The following is a 20820-nucleotide window of genomic DNA, read 5'->3' as shown; positions in this document are numbered from 1 at the left end:
ATGCAAACCATGTCCAACATCCTCTCTCTGGCCATCTGGGTCCCGGTGGCCTTCGGGATCCTGTTGCTGGCCGCCGGCCGGCAGGGCAACCCTGGTGCCGCACGCTGGATCGCGCTGGTCGGCTCGATCGCAGGCTTCCTGGTCACCATCCCCCTGATGACCGACTTCGACACGACGACGGCAGCCATGCAGTTCGTCGAGAAGGCGCCCTGGATCGAGCGCTTCAACGTCATGTACCACCTGGGTGTCGATGGCATCTCCATGTGGTTCGTGCCGCTGACGGCCTTCATCACCGTCATCGTCGTGCTGGCCGGCTGGGAGGTCATCGAAGACCGCCCGCACCAGTACTTTGGTGCCTTCCTGATCCTGTCGGGCCTGATGATCGGTGTGTTCGCCGCGCTCGACGGCATGCTGTTCTACGTGTTCTTCGAAGCCACGCTGATCCCGATGTACATCATCATCGGCGTGTGGGGTGGTCCGCGTCGCGTCTACGCCGCCTTCAAGTTCTTCCTGTACACGCTGCTGGGCTCGCTGCTGATGCTGGTGGCCCTGATCTTCCTGTACTACAAGTCAGGCGGTTCTTTCAGCATCCTGGATTGGCACAAGCTGCCGCTGGGTGCCACGCCCCAGGCGCTGCTGTTCGGTGCCTTCTTCGCGGCTTTTGCCGTGAAGGTGCCGATGTTCCCGGTGCACACCTGGTTGCCTGACGTGCACGTCGAGGCGCCCACGGGTGGTTCGGCCGTGCTGGCCGCCATCATGCTGAAGCTGGGGTGCTACGGCTTCCTGCGCTTCATGCTGCCGATCGTGCCTGACGCTTCGCACGAGTTCGCCCCGCTGGTGATCACCCTGTCGCTGATCGGTGTGATCTACATCGGCCTGGTGGCCATGGTGCAAGGTGACATGAAGAAGCTGGTGGCTTATTCGTCCATCGCGCACATGGGCTTCGTGACCCTGGGCTTCTTCATCTTCAACGAACTTGGCGTGGTCGGTGGCCTGGTCCAGATGATCGCCCACGGCTTCGTGTCGGGCGCCATGTTCCTGAGCATCGGCGTGCTGTACGACCGCGTGCACTCGCGTGAGATCGCCTCCTATGGCGGCGTGGTCAACACCATGCCCAAGTTCGCTGCTTTCGCGCTGCTGTTTTCGATGGCCAACTGTGGCCTGCCGGGCACCGCTGGTTTCGTGGGCGAGTGGATGGTCATCCTGGGCGCGGTCCAGTACGACTTCCTCATTGGGGCCCTGGCTGCCACCGCGCTGATCTTCGGTGCTGCCTACACCTTGTGGATGTACAAGCGCGTCTACTTCGGTGACGTCACCAACGAAGATGTGCGGGGTCTGAGCGACATCAACGCCCGCGAATTCCTGATCCTGGCCGTGCTGGCGGCCGCCGTGCTGTGGATGGGCATCCAGCCCAAGCCGTTCACCGACGTGATGCACGTCTCCGTGACCGAGCTGCTCAAGCACGTCGCTCAAAGCAAGCTGAACTGAAGGCCCACACAACATGACTGACCTGAACTGGCTCGCGGTGACCCCCGAGATCGTCCTGCTGGGCATGGCCTGCCTGGTGGCGTTGCTGGATCTCTTCGTCACCTGCCCGCAACGCCGTCCCACCTACTACCTGACCCTGGCTTCGCTGGCCGCGGTGGCCGCGCTGCACCTCGTCGAGATCGACAACGGTGCGACGGCCTACGCCATGCAGAAGATGGTCGTGATCGACCCGATGGGTCACCTGCTGGCCCTGTGCGCCACGCTGGCCACCATGGGCAGCCTGGTCTACGCCCAGGTGTACGCTGGCCCGCGCGACTTGGCCAAGGGCGAGCTCTACACCCTGAGCATGTTCTCGCTGCTGGGCATCAGCATCATGATCATGGGCAACAACTTCCTGACCATCTACCTGGGTCTGGAATTGATGTCCCTGTCGCTGTACGCTTTGGTGGCCCTGCGCCGCGATCACGCGCAGTCGACCGAGGCGGCCATGAAGTACTTCGTGCTGGGCGCGCTGGCCTCGGGCTTCCTGCTGTACGGCCTGTCGATGATGTACGGCGCCACCGGTTCGCTCGACATCGCCGAGGTCTACCAGGCCACCCTGGCTGGTGACCTGAACAAGCAGGTGCTGGCTTTCGGTCTGGTGTTCATCGTCTCCGGCCTGGCCTTCAAGCTCGGTGTGGTGCCTTTCCACATGTGGGTGCCCGACGTTTACCAAGGTGCCCCGACGGCCGCCACGCTGCTGATCGCCGGTGCGCCCAAGCTGGCTGCGTTCGCGATCACCATGCGCATCCTGGTCGAGGGCCTGATCAACCTGGCCACCGACTGGCAGCAAATGATGATGATCCTGGCCGTGGCCTCGATGACGCTGGGCAACCTCGCCGCGATCGCGCAGACCAACCTCAAGCGCATGCTGGCTTACTCGGGCATCGCGCAGCTGGGCTTCATGCTGCTGGGTTTCGTGCCCACCGTGATCGCCGGCAACACGGTGTCGGCTGGCAACGGGTATGGCTCCTCGCTGTTCTACGTGCTGACCTACGTGCTTACCACGCTGGGTACTTTCGGCCTGATCATGGTCCTGTCCCGCCCTGGCTTCGAGTCGGAGCAGGTCTCTGACCTGGCTGGACTGGCCAAGCGCAGCCCGGTGCTGGCCGCTGTCATGCTGGTGTTCATGTTCTCGCTGGCCGGCATCCCGCCGACCGTGGGCTTCTATGCCAAGCTGGCCGTGCTGCAGTCGCTGATCACCACCAACTCGCCGCTGCTGCTGCAGCTGTCGATCGTGGCGGTGCTGCTGTCGCTGGTGGGCGCGTTCTACTACCTGCGCGTCGTCAAGGTCATGTACTTCGACGAGCCGGTGCAGACCGAGGCCTTGGCCGAAGGCTCGGGCGCTCGCCTGCTGCTGTCGGCCAACGCGCTGGCGGTGCTGGTGCTGGGCATTTTGCCCAGCGGCCTGCTGTCGCTGTGCGCCCGCGCCATCACCCAGTCTTTGGCTGGCTGATGGATCGCGTTTGCCAAGGGGGCCCGGCGTGACGGGCCTCGTCCCCGCCTGGGCAGTCCTGACCGTGCTCCTGGCCGCGTTGTTCGCGGCCAATTTGCCATTTGTGAACGAGCGTTTGTTCGTCTTCGGGCCGCGCCGAGAGCCCAAATCGGTGGCTTGGCGGGTGCTGGAGTTGCTGGTCTATGGCACGCTGATTGCGCTGCTGGGCCGTGCGCTGGAAACCCACCTCGGCCGCGCCAGCGTGGTGCGCTGGGAGTTCGTGGCCGTTTGGCTGTGCGTGTTCCTCACGCTGGCCTTTCCGGGCTTCGTCTGGCGTTACCTGCGCAAGCACTGAACCATGCACGAGGTGGCAGCCGATCGCTGCCAGACTGACCCCCATGAACCAGGACGACGACGCCCACCTGACAGAGCACATGCTGAGTTCGACTCGTGTGTACGAGGGCTCCTTCATCCGTGTGCAGCGCGACGAAGTGCGCTTGCCCGATGGCAAGCAGGCAACGCGCGAGTATGTGCTGCACCCGGGGGCGGTGATGATCGTGGCGGTGCTGCCGGATGGGCGCCTGGTGCTTGAGCGCCAATACCGCTACCCGGTCAAGCGCGTCATGATCGAGTTCCCCGCGGGCAAGCTGGACCCAGGCGAAGGCGGGCTGCGTTGCGCGCAGCGCGAGTTGCTTGAGGAGACGGGCTACACCGCGACCCGTTGGGCGCGTGCTGGCGTGATGCACCCGGTCATCGGGTATGCCGACGAAGTCATCGAAATCTGGTTCGCCCAGGGCCTGAAGGCGGGTGAGCGCCACCTTGACGAGGGTGAGTTCCTTGATGTGTTCGCCGCCAGCCAACAGGAGCTCGAAGATTGGGTGCGCGACGGCAAGTTGACCGACGTGAAAACCATCGTCGGCATGATGTGGCTGCAGAAGTGGCGCGGCGGTGACTGGCCCCTGCAATGGGTCGAGGCCTGAACCCCGTTCAGGTGCGGTCCCCGATGTCGGCAGCGTCCCCGAGCGAGCAACATGCTGGTAGTTGACCTCCATTGCGAACATGGCCACGTTTTCGAGGGCTGGTTTGCCTCGGCCGATGACCTGGCGTCTCAGCAGGCGCGTGGGCTCGTGAGTTGCCCTGTGTGTGCTTCGACCGAGGTGGTGCGCCGTCCGTCCGCCGTGCGGCTCAACGTGTCTGCGCTCAAGGCCGAGAAGTCGGGGGCACAAGCTCCGGTGGTCGGCAAGCCTGCGCACCCATCGGGGCATGTGCCATCCGGACGGGGCGAGGGGGCGCAAACGGTTGGTGCCCAGCAGAGGGAGTCCCAGGCTCCTGCGTCGCGGGCGCGGGCTGCAGCCCTGGACGCTGAACCAGGCATGCCCTCCGTTGAGGTGCTCCAGGCGATGTACTTGCAAGCGGTGCGGCACGTGCTTGAGCAAACCGAAGACGTGGGCGAGGGCTTTGTCAAAGAGGTGCGCAACATCCACCGAGGCGATGCCCCGCAACGAGCCCTGCGAGGGCAAGCTGATCAGGACGAGGTCACCGAACTGAAGGAAGAGGGCATCGACGTGATGTCGCTGGCCATTCCGGAGTCGCTCAAGGGGCCTTTGCAGTGAAGGCGCGACCTTGGGCGCGACTCGACAGTCGCTGAGCCCATGCTCGGGGGCCAGCTCCGGCCCCAATCAGGCTGGGGGGGTGTCCTCGTTTGTGGCGGGCAACATCCGCCCCGGGTTCAGCACCCCCTTGGGGTCCAGCGCCAGCTTGATGGCCTGCATGGCCCCCAGGGCAGCCGGGGGGTGGCGCCTGGCCAGCTCGTGCTTTCGCAACTCGCCAATGCCGTGCTCCGCCGAGATCGTGCCGCCGAGGGCCTGCACCGTGTCGAACACCAGCGTGTTGGCGGCGAGCTCGAACGCTTCGAAGGCGTCGCCGTCGGCAAACTCTGCCGGGGGCTGGACGTTGAAATGCAGGTTGCCATCGCCCAGGTGACCAAAGCAGACCACCGCCGATTCCGGCCAGCGCTGGCGCAGCGCAACACCGACCTTGTCGATGAACTCGGGGACGCGCGAGGTTGGCATGCCGATGTCGTGCTTGACCATGCGACCGGCGATCTTCTCGGCCATGGGGATGGCCTCGCGCAATCGCCACATGGCCGCGCGTTGCGCCAGCGATTGGGCCAGGCAGGCGCTGGCACCTTCGCGCCCACCCGATTCCGTGGCCTCAGCCGTTGCGCTGCCGGCCTCGAGCAGAACGCCGGCCAGGCGCTCCTGCGCATCGTCGTCGGAGAGCGGGCTCACGGCTTCGAGCAAAAGCCACCAGGGGCTGTGGTCACCCTGGGCCCGCAGGGATGTCGCGGTGGGCAGGCCCAGGCCACCCAGCGCCTTCACCACGTCGGGCAGGTGGGTGTGCACCAGTGAGAGCGGCATCGGGGCCATCAGTTCACAGGCGGTGAGCCCGGCATCCAGGGCCTGGCGAGCCCGGCGCAACAGGCTGACCGCTGCGGCTGGGTTGGCACAGGGAACCAGGGCGGTGGCACAGCCCTTGGGAGCCGGGTAGAGCCGCAAACTGGCTGCCGTGATGATGCCCAGCGTGCCTTCGCTGCCGATCAGCAGGTGGCGCAGGTCGTAGCCGGTGTTGTCTTTGCGCAGGCCTTTGAGCAGGGACCAGACCTCGCCTTGCGCCGTGACCACCTCCAGGCCCAGGCACAGCTCGCGTGCGGTGCCGTAGCGCAGCACCTGCGTGCCGCCTGCGTTGGTGGCCAGCACACCGCCGAGTGTGCAAGTGCCCTCCGAAGCGAGGCTGAGTGGAAAGAGCAAGCCCGCGAGGGACGCAGCCTGCTGGACTTCGGCGAGGGTGCAGCCCGCCTGCGCCGTCATCGAGAGGTTGTCCTCGTCCACCGACAGCACCTGGTTCAGGCGCCGCAGGCTGAGCACGACCTGCTCGCCACTGGCGTCGGGCACCGAGCCGCCAACCAGGCTGGTGTTGCCGCCCTGGGGCACGATGCTCGCGCCGTGGGCGGCGCACAGCCTGACGGCGGTGGCCACGCCGTCTGCGTCGGCCGGGCTTACCACCGCGAGTGCGCTGCCATGGTAGCGGCCACGCCAGTCCTGCAGGAGCTCGGTCAGGGTGTGGCCTGCGTAGGGCTCGCGCACGGCCTGCTCGCCCAATGCCGCTCGCAGGGCGCGCAACAGCTCGGCGTGGCTGGAGGAGGGCATCAGGCCGGTTCCTTCGGGGGCTGGCCCTTCTTGCTCTTGGGCGGCAGCACCTTCAGCCGCTGGCGCACGTACACCGCGCAGCCGACGAACAGGGCGGTGCTCAAGGCCACCTCGATGCCGGCCAGCCACTGCGATGTGCCCCGGTCACTCGCCGCCCTCACCACGCCTTCGGTGAAATACAGCCAGATCAGCAGCGACATCCAGCGGTAGGTGTAGAGGCGGTGACGCAGCATGCCGGCCAGGGCCAAGGTCAGGGGCAGGGCTTTCCAGGCCAGCACACCGGTGCCGCCGGGCAGCGGCGCGAGCCACAGCTCCCACGCCACGCACAGGCCGATCAGGGCCACCAGCGCGGCCACACAAGCGGCGCGCAGGCGTTGGATCAAGGCCAGTCGCTCAGGCGTGTGCTGACCCAGGATGGGGTCGTCCAGGGCGACATCGCTGTCGAGGGGGGGCGTCAGGGGCATGGTGGGGTGAGGCTGCGTGGCGTGGCGCGGGCGCGCGTGGCCGGGCTGGCAGTGTACAGACGCTGGCATCATAGCCAGCATGACTTCCAAGAGGCCCCTCCTGGCTCGCGCATCCCAGCGCTGGCACCTGCTTGTCGAGACCCTTCGAACCTGGCCCTGGCGTCAGACCTGGGACACCCTGAGGCAGCGATTTCGGGAAGACCGGCTGGGCGTGACCGCCTGCAGCCTGACCTTCACCACCACCATCGCCCTGGTGCCCTTGTTCACGGTGATGCTGGCGCTGTTCAGCGCCTTCCCGGTGTTCGGGCGCTTTCGCAAGGCGCTGGAGCAGCAGGTGCTGGCCGGCATCCTGCCTGACGTGATTGCCAAGCAGGTGGTGCTGTCGCTGACCAAGTTCGCGGCCAAGGCCAGCCAGCTCGGTGTTTTGGGCTTGATCGGCCTGGGCGTGGCGGCCATGGCCCTGATGCTGACCATCGACCGCACGCTCAACGGCATCTGGCGCGTGCGCAGCTCCAGGCCGATCGCGCAAAGGGTGCTGGTTTACTGGGCGGCCCTGACGCTGGGGCCGCTGCTGCTGGGCGGCAGCCTGTCGTTCACGTCGTACGTGCTGTCCGCGTCGCGCGGACTGGTGGGCGAGCTGCCGGGAGGTGTCGGCTTCCTGCTTTCGCTGATCCTGTTCGTGCTGCAGACGGCGGGTTTCGCGGCGCTCTACAAGTACGTGCCGAACACCTTCGTGCGCACCGAGCACGCCTGGGGCGGCGCGATCTTCGCGTCCCTGGGGCTGGAGCTGGCGCAGCGGGGGCTGGCGCTTTACCTGGCCAAGGTGCCTGCGTACTCGACCATTTATGGCGCCTTCGCGGCCGTGCCCATCTGCCTGATCTGGATCTACCTGAGCTGGTTGATCGTGCTCATGGGGGCGGTGGTGGCGGCCTACACGCCCAGCCTGCTGTCGCAGGTCAAGCGTTGGCCCGATGCGCCCGGGCTGCAGTTTTCGTTGGCGCTGGCCATCCTCAAGGCGTTGGCGGTGATGCAGCACAGCGAGCGCAAGGGGCTGTCAACGGTGGGGCTGGCGCAGCACCTGCGTACCGACCCCCTGCAGATCGAGCCGCTGCTGGAGGCGCTCAAGGCCCTGGACTGGATCGCTGAACTCAATGAGCCTGAGGGCGAGCGGGGCGCGCGCTACGTGCTGCTGTGCGACCCGGATCACACCCGTGTGGGGCCGTTGGTCGAGCGCCTGCTGCTCAAGCAAGACCAGCTGGCGCAGGGTTTCTGGCGCGAAGCGGCACTGGAACGCCTCACACTGCGTCAGGTCATGAGCTGAGTTGAGCTTTTTCTGGCAGGATCAGGGTCATCCCGCTGGTCACTTTGGCGCAGGTCTGTCGCAATCAAGGTGACACCCCTTGCGTGCCGGCACCACCCGGCATCGCGACCATGTGCAACCCACTGTGAGACCCCACCGAGGAGACACATCCATGAAAGTCAGCGACATCCTGCGCGTCAAGGGCAGCACCTTGTTCACCGTTCAGCCCGAACAGCCGCTGGCCGAAGCCGCCCAGACCATGTCCGAACACGACATCGGCTCCCTCGTGGTGATGGACCACGGAGACTTGGCCGGCATGCTCACCTTCCGCGAGGTCATCCGTGGGGCGGTCAAGAATGGCGGCAGCTTCGGCTCGCTGGTGGTGCGCACCGTGATGGACGACCACCCCCTGACCTGCACCCCCGAGACCGACATCGACGAGGTGCGGCGCATGATGCTCAGCCGCCACGCGCGCTACATGCCGGTCATGACCCAGCGCACGCTGATGGGCGTGATCTCGTTCTACGACGTCGCCAAGGCCGTGGTCGATGGCCAGGACTTCGAGAACCGCATGCTCAAGGCCTACATCCGCGACTGGCCGGTCGAAGAGAACGCCGGGGGCGAGCGCCAGGCGCTGCTCTGAGCCGGTTTTCACCCGATGCGCATGCAACGCCCGGTTTTCGTCCGGGCGTTTTTCTTTGCCGCCATGAACTTTTCCGCATGGGGGACAATACGCTTTTGCGTCATTGATTGATCTGGATTCCGCGTCATGGCTGGCAGCACCATTGGTCTTTTGTTCACCGTCACCAACTTCGGCGAGTCGCACGGCCCGGCCATCGGCTGCGTCATCGACGGCTGCCCCCCGGGCATGGTCCTGTCCGAAGCCGACATCCAGCCTGACCTGGACCGCCGCCGCCCTGGCACGTCGCGCCACGTCACCCAGCGCAACGAAGCCGATGCCGTCGAGATCCTCTCCGGCGTCTACGAAGGCAAGACCACGGGCGCACCGATTGCTCTGTTGATCCGCAACACCGACCAGCGCAGCAAGGACTACGGCAACATCCTGCAGACCTTCCGCCCGGGCCATGCCGACTACACCTACTGGCACAAGTACGGCATCCGCGATCCGCGTGGTGGTGGCCGCTCGTCGGCCCGCATGACCGCGCCCATGGTGGCCGCCGGCGCTGTGGCCAAGAAGTGGCTGAAGGAGCAGTTCGGCACCGAGATCCGCGCCTGCATGACGCAACTGGGCACCGTGCCGATCGCCTTCGAGGGCTGGGAGCACGTGCCCAACAACCCGTTCTTTGCGCCCAACACCAGCCAGATCGAGCAGCTTGAGGCCTACATGGACGAGCTGCGCAAGGACGGTGACTCGTGTGGCGCCAAGCTCATCGTCGAGGCTTCGGGCATGCCCGTGGGACTGGGTGAGCCCTTGTTCGACAAGCTCGACGCGGACATTGCCTACGCGATGATGGGCATCAACGCGGTCAAGGGTGTCGAGATCGGCGCGGGCTTCGAGAGCGTTTCGCAGCGCGGCACCGTGCATGGCGACGAGCTCTACCCCGATGGGTTCGCGTCCAACCACGCAGGTGGTGTGCTGGGTGGCATCTCCACGGGGCAGGACCTGCGCGTGGCGATTGCCATCAAGCCGACCAGCTCGATCCGCTCGCCGCGCCAGTCCATCGACCTGGGTGGCCAGCCCGCCACGGTCGAGACCTTTGGCCGCCACGACCCCTGCGTGGGCATCCGCGCCACGCCGATCGCCGAGGCCATGCTGGCGCTGGTGCTGATCGACCACGCGCTGCGCCACCGTGCGCAATGCGGTGACGTCGAGGTCAGCACGCCCAAGATCCCGGCTTCGCGCGGCTGAATGACGCGACGAACGACGAACCCCCTGCCTTGATGGCGCCATGAAAAAGGGACCCGTTTGGGTCCCTTTGTGTTTGCTGCGGCTCTCGGTCAGTTGAGTTCGCGAGCGCCCTCGGGGCGCTCGATCAATTCCACCTTGTAGCCATCAGGATCGGTGATGAAGGCGATCACGGTGTTGCCGCCCTTGACCGGTCCAGCCTCGCGCGTGACGGCGCCGCCGAGGGCCTGAGCCTTCTCGCGCACCGCGTCGCACACGGCCTTGGCGTCGTCCACGCCGATGGCGATGTGGCCGTAGGCCGTGCCCAGTTCGTACTGCTCGACGCCGTGGTTGTAGGTCAGCTCGATCTCGGCGTGCTCGGGGTTGCGCCCATAACCCAGGAAGGCCAGCGTGTACTGCTGCTCCGGGCGTTCGGTGGTGCGCAGCAGTTGCATGCCCAGCACCTGGGTATAGAAGTCGATGGAGCGCTGGAGGTTGCCAACGCGCAGCATGGTGTGAAGGAGGCGCATGGTGAGGTGCTTGCCAAGCCGTGGTGTCAAACACCGGAGTTTGCCGCAAGGGGCCCCAGGCTTGCTTCGCTGGGGCCTTGTGCGTCAACGCGCTGCTGCGTCAGTGCGTCACGCCGAGCTGGGCGTGCTCGGCTTGACGTCAATCCAGCCCCGAACGCTGTTGATCAGCGCCAAACCCTGGGCGTGCGCCAGGTCCGATCGGGTCAGCACCCGCTCGTGCAAGGTGCCTTGCGCCAGCAGCTCCGAGCGCATCACGCCGGGCAGCAGCCCACAAGACAGGGGGGGGGTCCACCAGGTGTCATCGAGCTTCAGGGCCAGGTTGCCGATGGTGAACTCCGTGAGTTCGTCGTTCGCGTTGAACAGCAAGGTGTCGAAGCAGCCTGCCGGCGGCACAAAGCGGTCGTAGGCCTGCCTTCGTGTGGTCTTGTGCCGGATGAAGTCGTCAGCCGATGGCATGGGCTCGGTGGCCAGTGCCACGCGAGGCGGTGAGGAAGGTGGGGGCGCCAGCGGGGCTGTTTGGGCTTGCACACCGCCGTCGGCGGCCACCAGCAGTCGCACTTTGAAAACCCCGCTCGGGTGCGCTGCGGCTTCAAGGGCCAGGGCTTTGCTGACGTCGGCGTCGTTCAGCCGATGGCCGAAGTGTGCGGCGGCGGCGCGCAGGCGGGCCAGGTGGCCATCCAGGCGCAGCAGTCGCCCGTTTTCCAGTCGCATTGATTCGAGCAGCTCGAAAGGCTGGCTCGCCCGATCGAGGAAGCCGCGCTTGACCTGCCATTCGCGCCATTCCCCATCGGCGCTCGCATCCAGCGTGATGCCACTGCCGATGCCGCAGTGTGCCGTCCATGGGGCCGGTGGCGGGGGCGTGTGCAACACCACGGTGCGGATGGGCACGTTGAAGGTCACGCGCCCGCCGGGGCTCATCAGGCCGACGGCGCCGCAGTAGACACCTCGCGGCCCGCTTTCCAGCCGTGCAATGTGGTGCATGGCCTGGCGTTTGGGGGCACCGGTCACCGAGCCGCAGGGGAACAGCGCCGCGAAAGCTTCGCTCAGCTTCAGGCCCGCGCGCGAGCGTGCCGTCACGGTCGAGGTCATCTGCCAGACGGTGGGCAGCGCCTGCAGGTCGAACAAGGACGGCACCTGCACGCTGCCGACCTCGGCGATGCGCGAGAGGTCGTTGCGCAACAGGTCGACGATCATCAGGTTCTCTGCGCGCTCTTTCGGGCTGATGCGCAGGTGGTCGGCCGCCGCCTGATCGGATTGTGTGTCGCTGCCGCGTGCGGCCGTGCCTTTCATGGGACGGGCGGTGATCACCTCGCCGTCCCAGTCGAAGAAGAGCTCGGGGGAGACGCTGAGCACGACGCCCGGGCTGCGACTGGCTGCCCGAGCGTCGAGCATCAGACCGTAGCCTTCGGGCTGACTGCGGCGCAGGGCGTCGAAGAAGGGCTCGATGGCCGTCGGGCCGCCCTCGAAAGGGCTGCGCAGGCGGCTGGTCAGGTTCACCTGGTAGACCTCACCTGCCTGGATCAGGTCGCGGATGTGGTCGATTCGGCTGGCCGCTTCTGATTCGGTGAAGTCGGACGACCAGTTGCTGGCAGACCAGCTGGTCGCAGCCGGGGGCGGCTGGCTGGCGTGTGAACCCGCCACGGCCACTTCGGCAGGGTGAGGTTGAACCGCCTGCACCTGCTCGGGCTCAAAAACCGCCCACAGGGCATATGGTTGCCCTGGTGGCAATGCCTTGACGGGCAGGCAGGCATCGAGCCCTGGCGCAGCTTCGTAGGCCACCCAGCCCACCAGCCAGTGCCCGTTGCGGGCCAGTTCGTGGGCGGCGTCCAGCAGGCCGGGCACCTGGCTGGGGTCGTGCGCGACCAGCCAGCGCAGGGGCTGGCGCAAAGTCAGCTGGCGGCGTGCGAGCCCTGGCGCTTCGGGCGGAAAGTCCACCCGGGCCGTGGGCGCACCAGGCACCTGGTCAAGCACGGCGAGAGGGGGTGAGCACGTTGAGGAGCAGCACCAGGCCAACGATGGCGAACAAAGCCAGCGCCCAGAACTCGAAGGGCACGCCAAAGACGCTGACGGCGGCGTCGGCACAGGTGGCGCGCACCTCGAACCACTCTGGCAGTTGCCTGTCCAGGCCGGTGGCCATGACGATGCGGTCGGCCAGGGTCATGTCGCAGGACGAGGTCTTGGCCGCCACGAAGTGTTGCCACAGCGCGGCTGCGATGCCACCCGCTGCAAAGGGCAGGGCCAACGCAGCCAGCACCCGACGAGGCAGGGCGGGCACGGCCGCGCCAAGCAGGCAAAGACCGGCCAGCGCGACGAAGATCAGCCGCTGCAGGATGCACCAGGGGCAGGGCTGCATGTTGAACTGGTGCTGGGCCAGAAGCGCCAGGCCCACGGAAGCGGCGCAGGCCAGGCCAGCGAGGGCCATCAGCACGCGAGGAGACAGCCGCAGGTTCATGCTCAGCGGACCTCGGCGATCAGCTCGATCTCGACGCAAGAGCCCAGCGGGATCTGCGCCACGCCGAAGGCGCTGCGGGCGTGGCGGCCGGCTTCGCCGAAGACCTCGGCCAGCAGCTCGGAACAGCCGTTGGTGACCAGGTGGTGCTCGGTGAAGTCGGGCGTGGAATTGACCAGGCTCATGACCTTGACGATGCGCACCACCTTGTCCAGTCCACCGGCTGCCACGGCCAGCGTGCCCAGCAGGTCGATGGCGACGGCGCGCGCGGCCTGCTGGCCCTGGGCGGTGACCATGTCTTTGCCGAGTTGGCCGACCCAGACCTGGCCGTCTTTCTTGGCGATGTGGCCGGACAGGAAGACGAGGTTGCCGGTGCGGGCAAAGGGCTGGTAGGAGGCGGCAGGCACGGCCACGGGGGGCAGGGTGATGCCCAGGACCTGGAGGCGTTGTTCGATCGACATGGGGTTTTGTGTCGGCAAAGAGGGGGAGTGGCACCCGCTTCTTGGGGCGTCTTTCATGGGGTGCGACGCGTGGCCGACCCGGGTGCAGCCGATCCTACACTGAGCCGAAACACAACGAACAGGGAAGGGGTAGCCACGTGTACACATGGCTTGGCGCCAGCCTGGCCTGGCTGCTGGGAACGGGGCTGCAACTCATGTCGGAACCGCCCGCGCGAGCGTGGTGTGGCTTGGCGTTGGCTTGGGGGGCGAGCGGCTTGCTGCTGGGTGTCCTGGGGCGGTGGTGGCTGCACCGGCGAGTTGGCGTCCAAGGCCTGGTTGGCGCGCGTGGCGCGGCGTGGCGCTGGTCGGCGGCCTCGCGTGTCCTCTCTGCGTTGGGCCTGGCTGGCCTGGCCTGGGGTCTGACGGGCTGGCGAGCGTTGGACAAGCTGGAGCAGCGTTGGCCTGCGGACCTGTCTACCCAAGAGGTGCTGGCCGATTTGCGCTGGGGAGGGCTGCCTCAGCGCCTGGCGGCCCAGGCGCCGGGCAGGCGCGCAAGGCAGGGTGCTGACTCGCGCCCCGGTGCGGACACCGCCGAGGCGACTGCCAGTTGGCCCCCCAAGGCGCTCGCTGCGCCCCCAGCCCCTGAGCCCCGCATGGTGCGCTGGCAAGTCGAGGCTCGCGTTTTGCGCTGGCTCGAGCCTTCTGCCCCGTCGTCCGGCATCAAATGGCCTGAGCGTGTCCAGCTTTTCTGGGAGCGACCCAGCCCCGATGGACCGCCGCAGCCAGGTGAGTCGTGGCGCGTCGCCATGCGCCTGCGTGCCCCCGATGACCGCGTCAACCCAGGCGTGGGTGATGGCTCCCTCGGGCGGTTTTCTCGGGGTGTGCGGGCGGTCGGGCAGGTGGTTTCCGCCCGGGGCCTGCCGCCGCAGGCGCAGCCGGAGCCTGGCATGCTTGAAGCGCGGTTGGACGCCATCGACGCCTGGCGCCAGCGTGTTCGCGATCGCATCCTCTCGCACGTGCCAGATGCCCGTGCCGCCGGTGTGCTGGCGGGGCTGTCGGTGGGCGATCAGGCGGCGATCAGCCGCGCCGACTGGGTGGTGTTGCAGCGCACAGGCACCGCGCACCTGGTGAGCATCAGCGGCACCCATGTGGCCCTGCTCGGTGTGCTGGCGGCATGGTTGGTGCGAGGGGCCTGGTCCCGACTGCCTTCGCTGACCCGCCTGATCCCCGCCCACACGGTGGCAGCCTGGGTGGCCCTGGGGGTGTCCGCGCTCTACGCATTGGCCTCTGGCTGGGGCGTGCCCGCTCAACGCACGGTCTGGATGATGGTTTTTGTCACCGTTTTGGGCTCCGTCGGGCGGCGCTGGCCTTGGCCGCTGGTGTGGCTGCCGGGTGCCGCGCTGGTCTCGGTGACCGATCCGTGGGCGCTGGCCCAGCCCGGGTTCTGGCTTTCGTTCGTCGCGGTGGGGGTGCTGTTGGCCTCGGGTGTGCGGGTGCCCGAGGCTTCGGCCGACGAATGGGCCGAGGGGCGGTGGTGGTCCCGCTGGCGCGAGGCAGGGGGTGAGCTGCTGCAGACCCAGCGCCTGGTGGCGGTGGCCCTGGCTCCCCTGGCCCTCGTGTGCTTTCAGCAGGTCTCGATCGTGGGGGCCGGGGTCAACCTGTTGGCTGTGCCTTTGTTCACCCTGGTGTTCACGCCCCTGGCCCTGGCCGGGGTGGTCTTTCCGTTCTTCTGGGACGTGGCGGCCTGGGGGCTGGAGGCGAGCTGGTGGGCACTGTCGCTGAGTGCGCAGGCTCCAGGCGCCGTCTGGACGGTGCCCGCTTTGCCGGGCTGGGTGGCGGCCAGCGGCATCGCGGCGGCCTTCGTGCTGGCGTTACCCGGGCGCTGGCACTGGCGTGTGCTGGCCTTGCCATTTCTGCTGCCATTTTTTCGCTTGCCGGACGCGTGGCACCTGCTGCCCCGGCCTGAGCCAGGGCAGTTCAGCGCCGTGGTGCTGGACGTGGGGCAGGGCGGTGGCACCTTGGTCCGAACGTCGTCGCACACCCTGCTGTTTGACGCAGGACCGCTGCGACCCGATGGCAGCGACCTGGTCGAGCGCGTGTTTGCGCCCATGCTCCAGTCGATGGGGGTGCATCGGTTGGACGCGCTCATGATCAGTCACGACGATGCCGACCACAGCGCAGGTGCGCAGAGCCTGCTGGACAGCATGGAGGTTGGCGAGTTGATGACGCCTTTCGAGGCCGAGCACCCCTTGCGGCGACATGCGGTTCAACACCGAGCTTGCGTGGCGGGCATGAGCTGGACCTGGGACGGCGTGGTTTTCAGGGTGTTGCACCCGGGGCCGATGAAGGCCGGTGCTTCCGACAACGCGCGCTCGTGTGTTTTGCAAGTGGAGGCCTCAGCGCGGCAGCCGGTGCGCTTGCTGCTGACCGCCGACATCGAGGCCGATCAGGAGAGGGCGCTCCTGGCGCATTGGCCTGCCTCTCGCTTGCGCAGCACGGTGATGCTGGTGCCACACCATGGCAGTCGCACTTCTTCGACGCCGGAATGGTTGCGCGCGGTGGCACCTCGCCAGGCGGTGGTGCAGGTGGGTCTGCGCAATGCCTATGGGCACCCCAGCCCAGCGGTCATGCAGCGCTACGCCGAAGCGGGCATCCCGACGGTCACCACGCCGGTGTGTGGTGCATTCGTTTGGGAGAGCGCCGAGCTTGCTGCGGTCGCGTCAGCAGTGCCTGGGTCACGCAGTCAGCCCGCGCTCGGCCGATGCTGGCGATCGACGAGGACACACCATTGGCAACAATGAGCCGATACCGCGATCGCTTGCAGCGGGACGGTGAACCAAGGCCTCAGTCGGCCTCGTTTAAGCGACTGGCCAGGATCTTGTCGATGCGCTTGCCGTCCATGTCAACCACCTCGAAGCGCCATCCGTGCCACTCGACCACGTCGGTCACGCGGGGCAGGCGACCCAGCAGCAGCATGACCAGGCCCGCCAGCGTGTTGTAGCGGCCACGGTCTTCGTCGGGCAGGTTCTTGATCTCCAGGCGGTCCTTCAACTCGGGGGCCGGGATGAGGCCGTCGATCAACCAGGAACCGTCGTCGCGCTGCACGGCCCAGGCGTCGTTCGGCTCGGCTGGCGTGAACTCGCCGGTGATGGCCTCGAGCACGTCCCGCAGGGTGATGACGCCTTGCACCTCGCCGTATTCATCGACCACGAACACCATCTGCGTGTCCGAGCCACGGAAGTGCTCGAGCAACTCCATGCCGGAGAGCGTCTCGGGCACGAACACCGCAGGCAGCAGGTTCTGGCTGAGGTCGTTGCTCTGCTGCTGGGTGAGTTGGTGCAGCAGCTGCTGGGCCGTGACCACGCCCACGACGTCATCGAGGCCACCTCGGCAAACCGGGTAACGCGAATAACCGTGCTCGGCGATGATGGCGATGTTCTCGGCCATGGGCTCTTCGATGTCGAGCCAGGCGATGTCGCTGCGCGGGATCATCATCGAGCCGATCTGGCGCTCGTCGAGGCGGAACACGTTGCGCACCATCTGGTGCTCGTGGGCCTCGATCACGCCGGCGTCCAGGCCCTCTTCGAGCTGGGCCGCGATCTCTTCTTCGGTCACGCTGCGCCCACCGTTGTCCTTGATGCCCAGCAGCTTGAGGATGCCTTCGGTGCTCACCGACAACAGGTGCACAAAGGGCTTGGTCAGGCTGGAGATCACCTTCATGGGCGGCGCCATGAGGCGGGCCACGGATTCGGGGTACATCTGACCCACGCGCTTGGGCACCAGTTCACCGAAGATGATGGTGGCGAAGGTGATGATGACCACCACCAGCGCTGTGGCCGTGATGTCCGCGATGCCTTCGGTGAGCGGGAAATGGGTCAGCAGCCACTGCGCCAGCGGGCTGGAAAACGCGGCCTCACCGACGATGCCGTTGAGCACGCCGATGGAGGTGATGCCGATCTGGACGGTGGACAGGAACTGCGTGGGGTTGTCGTGCAGGTCGATGGCGGCCACCGCGCCTGCGTCTCCCGTCTCCGCCATGACCTGCAGCCTGGCCTTGCGGCTGGCCGCGAGCGACATCTCGGACATGGCGAACAAGCCGTTGAGCAGGATGAGGAAAATCAGCAGCGCAAAGTCCATTGAAGGCACCGGGCGTGGCCGGGCCGTCGGTAAAGGGACAGCAAGCGTAGCAGAATCCGGGCCATGGACTACCTCGTCGGCGACCTCCAAGGCTGTTGCGATCCGCTCGAGCGATTGCTGCAGACCATCGATTTTTCTCCTTCCCGCGATCGGCTCTTCCTCCTGGGGGACCTGGTCAACCGCGGTCCGGACTCGCTGGGCGTGCTCCGGCGCCTGCGGGCGCTGGGAGGGGCGGCCACCTGTCTGCTGGGCAACCACGACCTGCACCTGTTGGCCATCGCTCACGGGGTGCGCAAGCCGCACCGCAGCGACACGCTCGACGGCATCTTGCAAGCACCCGACCGCGACGACTGGTTGAACTGGCTTCGTCAGCAGCGCCTGGCGGTGTGGGACGCCGGCTGGCTGATGGTGCACGCGGGCGTGCTGCCGCAGTGGGACGCGGCGCGCACCGTGGCGCTGGCCGGTGAGATCGAGGCCATTCTGCGCAGCCCCGACCTGGGTGACTTCCTGACGCAGATGTACGGCAACGAGCCCGCGCGCTGGGACGACACCCTCACAGGCGTGAGCCGCTGGCGCTGCGTGGTCAACGCGCTCACGCGCCTGCGCTTTTGCACGCCCGAAGGCGAGATGGAATTTGCCACCAAAGAAGGTGCGGGGGGCGCGCCCCAAGGCTTCGTGCCTTGGTTCGAGGTGCCTGCTCGTGCCACCCAAGGCACGCCGGTGGCGTTCGGACACTGGTCGACGCTGGGGCTGATCGATCGGCCTGATTTGCTGGCCCTGGACACCGGCTGTGTGTGGGGCGGACGCCTCACGGCGGTTCGCGTCGATGGCGGGCGGCGAGAGGTGGTCCAGGTGGTTTGCCCTCAGGCACAAAAGCCGACGCCATCCTGACTTGGACTGCCACTACAATGGTCGGTTCCGAGGGTGTGTGGCCGAGCGGTTTAAGGCACCGGTCTTGAAAACCGGCGAACGTTTGCGCGTTCCGTGAGTTCGAATCTCACCGCACCCGCCAGGATCTGGTTGCCGTGGTTGCCGCAGTGGTCGAATCGACTGCGGCGTTGTCGCCGCCCAGGGGACACAGTTGTCCTGCTCCCTCACGCACTGTGAGGCAAGCCAGCTGACCGCCCCGCCAGGTCCGTGCCCCGCGTACCTCCAGATCATGAACCGACCCCCCCGGGAATCACTCGCCGAGGCTGACGCTCAGCGCGCCTTGTACGACCAGATCGAGGCCGAATTCGAGGCCATCAAACTCAAGTACCGCGACATGCTGGGTCCGCAGGACGTGGCCTACATCAAGCGGCTTCGTGCCTGGTCTCGGCGCTTCGAGGTGCTGGGGCGAGGCCTGCTGTGGGTCAGCAAGGAGCCGATCACCTTTGCGCTGGGCGTGCTGTTCGTTTGGTTGCACCGCAACATCGAGGCCATCGAGATTGGCCACAACGTTTTGCATGGCCAGTACGACGGTTTTGCGGAGATCCCGCAGTTCCATTCGCGCAACTTCAAATGGAAGGCGCCGGTGGACGAAGAGGGCTGGCGCCGCGAGCACAACGCCCTGCACCACGTGCACACCAACGTGTTCGAGAAGGACCCGGACCTGAACCACGGCATTTTGCGCATGAACGACAAGACGCCGTGGAACCCGATGCACCGCTGGCAGGTGCCCATCTACCTGCTTTGGGTCTACCCGCAGATCCTGTACGGGTTCAACAACCAGAACCTGGGTTTTCGCCAAACCCAGCGCGCCAAGGACTTCCCCGAGGGCAACAAAGGCTATGCCCTGGTCGAGCACCCAGGGCAGAGCGAGGCCGACCTCAAGCGACGGCACAGGCACTCCGTGCTGCGCGTGCTGTTCAAGGAATACCTGGTGTTCCCGCTGCTGGCCCTTGCCACCGGGTTCTCCTTCTGGAAGGTGTTCCTGGGCAACATGCTGGCCGACGCCATCAACAACTACTGGATCGCGCTGACCATCCAGGCCACTCACTTCACGGCCCCCTTGCAGCCCGAAGAGGCGCTGAACCACCGTGGACACTGGTACCTCAGCCAGCTGGATTCGTCGGTGAATTTCAAGGGCCCTCGCTTCATGAGCATCCTGTGGGGACACCTGAACTACCAGGTCGAACACCACCTGTTCCCTGACATCCCGTCGCGCCACTACCCGGCCATGTCCAAGGAAGTGCGCGCCGTGTGCCGCAAGCACGGGCTGAACTACCAGGTCAACGAGACCTGGGGTCGGGCCATCCGCAATTACGTGGCTCAGATGTGGCAGTTCTCCAAGCCGCCAAAGAACGATCAGGGCATCTCCCTCGGAGCGAACCGTGCTTGAGCGGGCGCTGAATTCGGTGGCTTCATGGGGGCTCGATCGCGTGGGGCAGGGCAGCGTGGATTACGTGGTCAGCAACACCATGACGGAGTTCAACCGCCGCTGCTTGCCCTTCGTCTGGACTTATGACCTCAAGGCATTGGTCGAGCAGGTCATCGACGAAGCCGCTGACGTCAAGACCTTCGTGCTGCGACCCAACCAACATTGGCCTGGCATGAAGCCGGGTCAGCACATCGAGGTGTTGTTGAAACTGGGCGATCAGGTGCACCACCGTTGCTACAGCCCATCGGTGAGACCCAACGGGCGCCTGGCCATCACGGTCAAGCGCAAGGAAGGTGGCGTGGTGTCGCCATGGTTGCACAGCGCGGTGCGGCCGGGGCAGGTGCTGACGCTGGGCAAGCCCCGTGGGCATTTCACGCTGGGCGATCCACAGCTTCCAGGCAAGGTGCTGATGCTGGCGGCTGGCTCGGGCATCACGCCCATTGCATCCATGGTGGCGCAATGCCTGTCGATGCCGGCCGACCAGCGACCCGACCTGAACGTGATGGCCCAGTTCCGCCTTCCCGGCGACGTCATCTTTCGGGCCGACATGCTCGAATGGTCCGCCACAGGTGTGCCGGTGACGGTGGCCTTGAGTCAGCCTTCGGTGGCACCCGTTGCCGACGGCTTGCAGACCGCTGATCGATTGGACGAGGCGCTGATCCTTCGCCGTTGCCCTGACGTGGCCGAGCGGCATGTCTACCTGTGCGGCCCCGATGGGTTCATGCAGAAGATGCTGCAGGCGCTGAGGGCCCTGGGCGTGCCCGCGCGCCACATCCACACCGAGCGCTTCGAGATGGCGGCTGCCGTGCCCGTGCAAGGCGATCAGGTCGTGGACCTGGACGGCGCGGAGGTCGTGTTCGAGCACATCAACGCGGCGATCACGCTCAAGGCGTCCGATCAAGGCAAAACCCTGCTGCAACTGGCCAACGAGCACGGGCTTCACCTGGAGCAAGGCTGTGGCAAGGGCGCTTGCGGCACCTGCAAGCTCACGGTGCACGAAGGTCAGGCCCACGGCAATGTGCTGGGCAGCAGCGTCTACCTTTGCACGAGCTTCCCCGGATCGCGGAACCTGGTGTTGGGTGCCTGAGGCGGGCCCTCCAAGCAGGGGGGGGCGCATCGCAGAA

19 protein-coding genes and 1 tRNA gene are annotated in these 20820 nt (G+C 66.5%); 13 read left to right on the top strand and 7 right to left on the bottom strand.

What is annotated here, in order from left to right; genetic code table 11:
- Positions 1-9: 9 nt before the first annotated feature.
- Genes ABG80_RS19625 through ABG80_RS21720 form a run of 5 tightly spaced genes read left to right on the top strand, consistent with a single transcriptional unit; the run spans position 10 to position 4575 of the window.
- The gene (locus tag ABG80_RS19625; protein ID WP_058089324.1) at positions 10-1488 is read left to right on the top strand and encodes an NADH-quinone oxidoreductase subunit M; all 1479 of its coding nucleotides are present in this window, start codon (positions 10-12) and stop codon (positions 1486-1488) included.
- A 13-nt stretch (positions 1489-1501) separates the two neighbouring features.
- Positions 1502-2983 carry an NADH-quinone oxidoreductase subunit NuoN gene (nuoN, locus tag ABG80_RS19620; RefSeq protein WP_058089250.1) on the top strand — a complete coding sequence of 494 codons (1482 nt, stop codon included), beginning with the start codon at positions 1502-1504 and terminating at the stop codon, positions 2981-2983.
- 28 nt (positions 2984-3011) lie between these two features.
- On the top strand, positions 3012-3317 hold the full coding sequence (locus ABG80_RS19615) for a DUF2818 family protein (protein ID WP_083506310.1): 306 nt from the start codon (positions 3012-3014) through the stop codon (positions 3315-3317).
- Between the two features lie 43 nt (positions 3318-3360).
- Positions 3361-3942 (top strand): NUDIX domain-containing protein, encoded by a 582-nt coding sequence (locus tag ABG80_RS19610; RefSeq protein WP_058089249.1) that lies wholly within the window; start codon positions 3361-3363, stop codon positions 3940-3942.
- Positions 3943-3993: 51 nt separating this feature from the next.
- Positions 3994-4575: a DUF1178 family protein gene (locus ABG80_RS21720; RefSeq protein WP_083506309.1), complete on the top strand. Its 582-nt coding sequence runs from the start codon at positions 3994-3996 to the stop codon at positions 4573-4575.
- 66 nt (positions 4576-4641) lie between these two features.
- Here the strand turns inward: ABG80_RS21720 and ABG80_RS19600 are convergent, their stop codons facing one another.
- Both ABG80_RS19600 and ABG80_RS19595 read right to left on the bottom strand, forming a co-directional pair.
- A complete protein-coding gene (locus ABG80_RS19600; protein ID WP_058089247.1) occupies positions 4642-6171 on the bottom strand; it encodes an FAD-binding oxidoreductase in 1530 nt (509 codons plus the stop codon).
- Entirely contained in the window at positions 6171-6635 is a 465-nt protein-coding gene (locus ABG80_RS19595) for a DUF2069 domain-containing protein (RefSeq protein WP_083506319.1), read from the bottom strand. Before ABG80_RS19595 ends, ABG80_RS19600 begins: the two co-directional genes overlap by 1 nt.
- 79 nt (positions 6636-6714) lie before the next feature.
- Here ABG80_RS19595 and ABG80_RS19590 point away from each other — a divergent pair, with 79 nt between their 5' ends.
- The 3 genes from ABG80_RS19590 to aroC all read left to right on the top strand — a co-directional run bounded on the left by ABG80_RS19590 (position 6715) and on the right by aroC (position 9805).
- Positions 6715-7956 carry a YihY family inner membrane protein gene (locus ABG80_RS19590; RefSeq protein WP_058089246.1) on the top strand — a complete coding sequence of 414 codons (1242 nt, stop codon included), beginning with the start codon at positions 6715-6717 and terminating at the stop codon, positions 7954-7956.
- Between the two features lie 151 nt (positions 7957-8107).
- Positions 8108-8578: a CBS domain-containing protein gene (locus tag ABG80_RS19585; protein WP_058089245.1), complete on the top strand. Its 471-nt coding sequence runs from the start codon at positions 8108-8110 to the stop codon at positions 8576-8578.
- 126 nt (positions 8579-8704) lie between these two features.
- Positions 8705-9805, top strand: a complete 1101-nt coding sequence (gene aroC / locus ABG80_RS19580; protein WP_058089244.1) for a chorismate synthase — start codon at positions 8705-8707, stop codon at positions 9803-9805.
- Positions 9806-9894: 89 nt separating this feature from the next.
- On the opposite strand, the gene gloA is transcribed toward aroC, so the two are convergent.
- From gloA to ABG80_RS19560, 4 genes are all read right to left on the bottom strand, one after another.
- The gene (gene gloA, locus ABG80_RS19575) at positions 9895-10311 is read right to left on the bottom strand and encodes a lactoylglutathione lyase (RefSeq protein ID WP_058089243.1); all 417 of its coding nucleotides are present in this window, start codon (positions 10309-10311) and stop codon (positions 9895-9897) included.
- A gap of 108 nt (positions 10312-10419) precedes the next feature.
- Positions 10420-12282: a chorismate-binding protein gene (locus ABG80_RS19570; RefSeq protein WP_235513967.1), complete on the bottom strand. Its 1863-nt coding sequence runs from the start codon at positions 12280-12282 to the stop codon at positions 10420-10422.
- Positions 12275-12763, bottom strand: coding sequence for a disulfide bond formation protein B (locus tag ABG80_RS19565; protein ID WP_058089242.1), 489 nt, complete (start codon positions 12761-12763; stop codon positions 12275-12277). Before ABG80_RS19565 ends, ABG80_RS19570 begins: the two co-directional genes overlap by 8 nt.
- Positions 12764-12765: 2 nt before the next feature.
- Positions 12766-13221 carry a RidA family protein gene (locus ABG80_RS19560; RefSeq protein ID WP_058089241.1) on the bottom strand — a complete coding sequence of 152 codons (456 nt, stop codon included), beginning with the start codon at positions 13219-13221 and terminating at the stop codon, positions 12766-12768.
- Positions 13222-13358: 137 nt separating this feature from the next.
- Here ABG80_RS19560 and ABG80_RS19555 point away from each other — a divergent pair, with 137 nt between their 5' ends.
- The gene (locus ABG80_RS19555) at positions 13359-16001 is read left to right on the top strand and encodes a DNA internalization-related competence protein ComEC/Rec2 (protein ID WP_058089240.1); all 2643 of its coding nucleotides are present in this window, start codon (positions 13359-13361) and stop codon (positions 15999-16001) included.
- Positions 16002-16044: 43 nt separating this feature from the next.
- Here ABG80_RS19555 and ABG80_RS19550 read toward each other — a convergent pair whose 3' ends face one another.
- The gene (locus ABG80_RS19550) at positions 16045-17337 is read right to left on the bottom strand and encodes a hemolysin family protein (RefSeq protein ID WP_058089239.1); all 1293 of its coding nucleotides are present in this window, start codon (positions 17335-17337) and stop codon (positions 16045-16047) included.
- A 63-nt stretch (positions 17338-17400) separates the two neighbouring features.
- Here ABG80_RS19550 and ABG80_RS19545 point away from each other — a divergent pair, with 63 nt between their 5' ends.
- From ABG80_RS19545 to ABG80_RS19530, 4 genes are all read left to right on the top strand, one after another.
- A complete protein-coding gene (locus ABG80_RS19545) occupies positions 17401-18228 on the top strand; it encodes a symmetrical bis(5'-nucleosyl)-tetraphosphatase (RefSeq protein WP_058089238.1) in 828 nt (275 codons plus the stop codon).
- A gap of 31 nt (positions 18229-18259) precedes the next feature.
- Positions 18260-18349, top strand: a tRNA-Ser gene (locus ABG80_RS19540).
- 147 nt (positions 18350-18496) lie between these two features.
- On the top strand, positions 18497-19657 hold the full coding sequence (locus tag ABG80_RS19535; protein ID WP_058089237.1) for a fatty acid desaturase family protein: 1161 nt from the start codon (positions 18497-18499) through the stop codon (positions 19655-19657).
- Positions 19650-20783, top strand: coding sequence for an FAD-binding oxidoreductase (locus ABG80_RS19530; protein ID WP_152987762.1), 1134 nt, complete (start codon positions 19650-19652; stop codon positions 20781-20783). The genes ABG80_RS19535 and ABG80_RS19530 overlap by 8 nt, the downstream gene beginning before the upstream one ends.
- Positions 20784-20820 lie beyond the last annotated feature (37 nt).

Source organism: Aquabacterium parvum (genome assembly GCF_001447195.1).
In the GTDB taxonomy this organism is placed as follows: Bacteria; Pseudomonadota; Gammaproteobacteria; order Burkholderiales; family Burkholderiaceae_C; genus Aquabacterium; species Aquabacterium parvum.
This window is presented reverse-complemented; position numbering and strand designations above follow the sequence as displayed.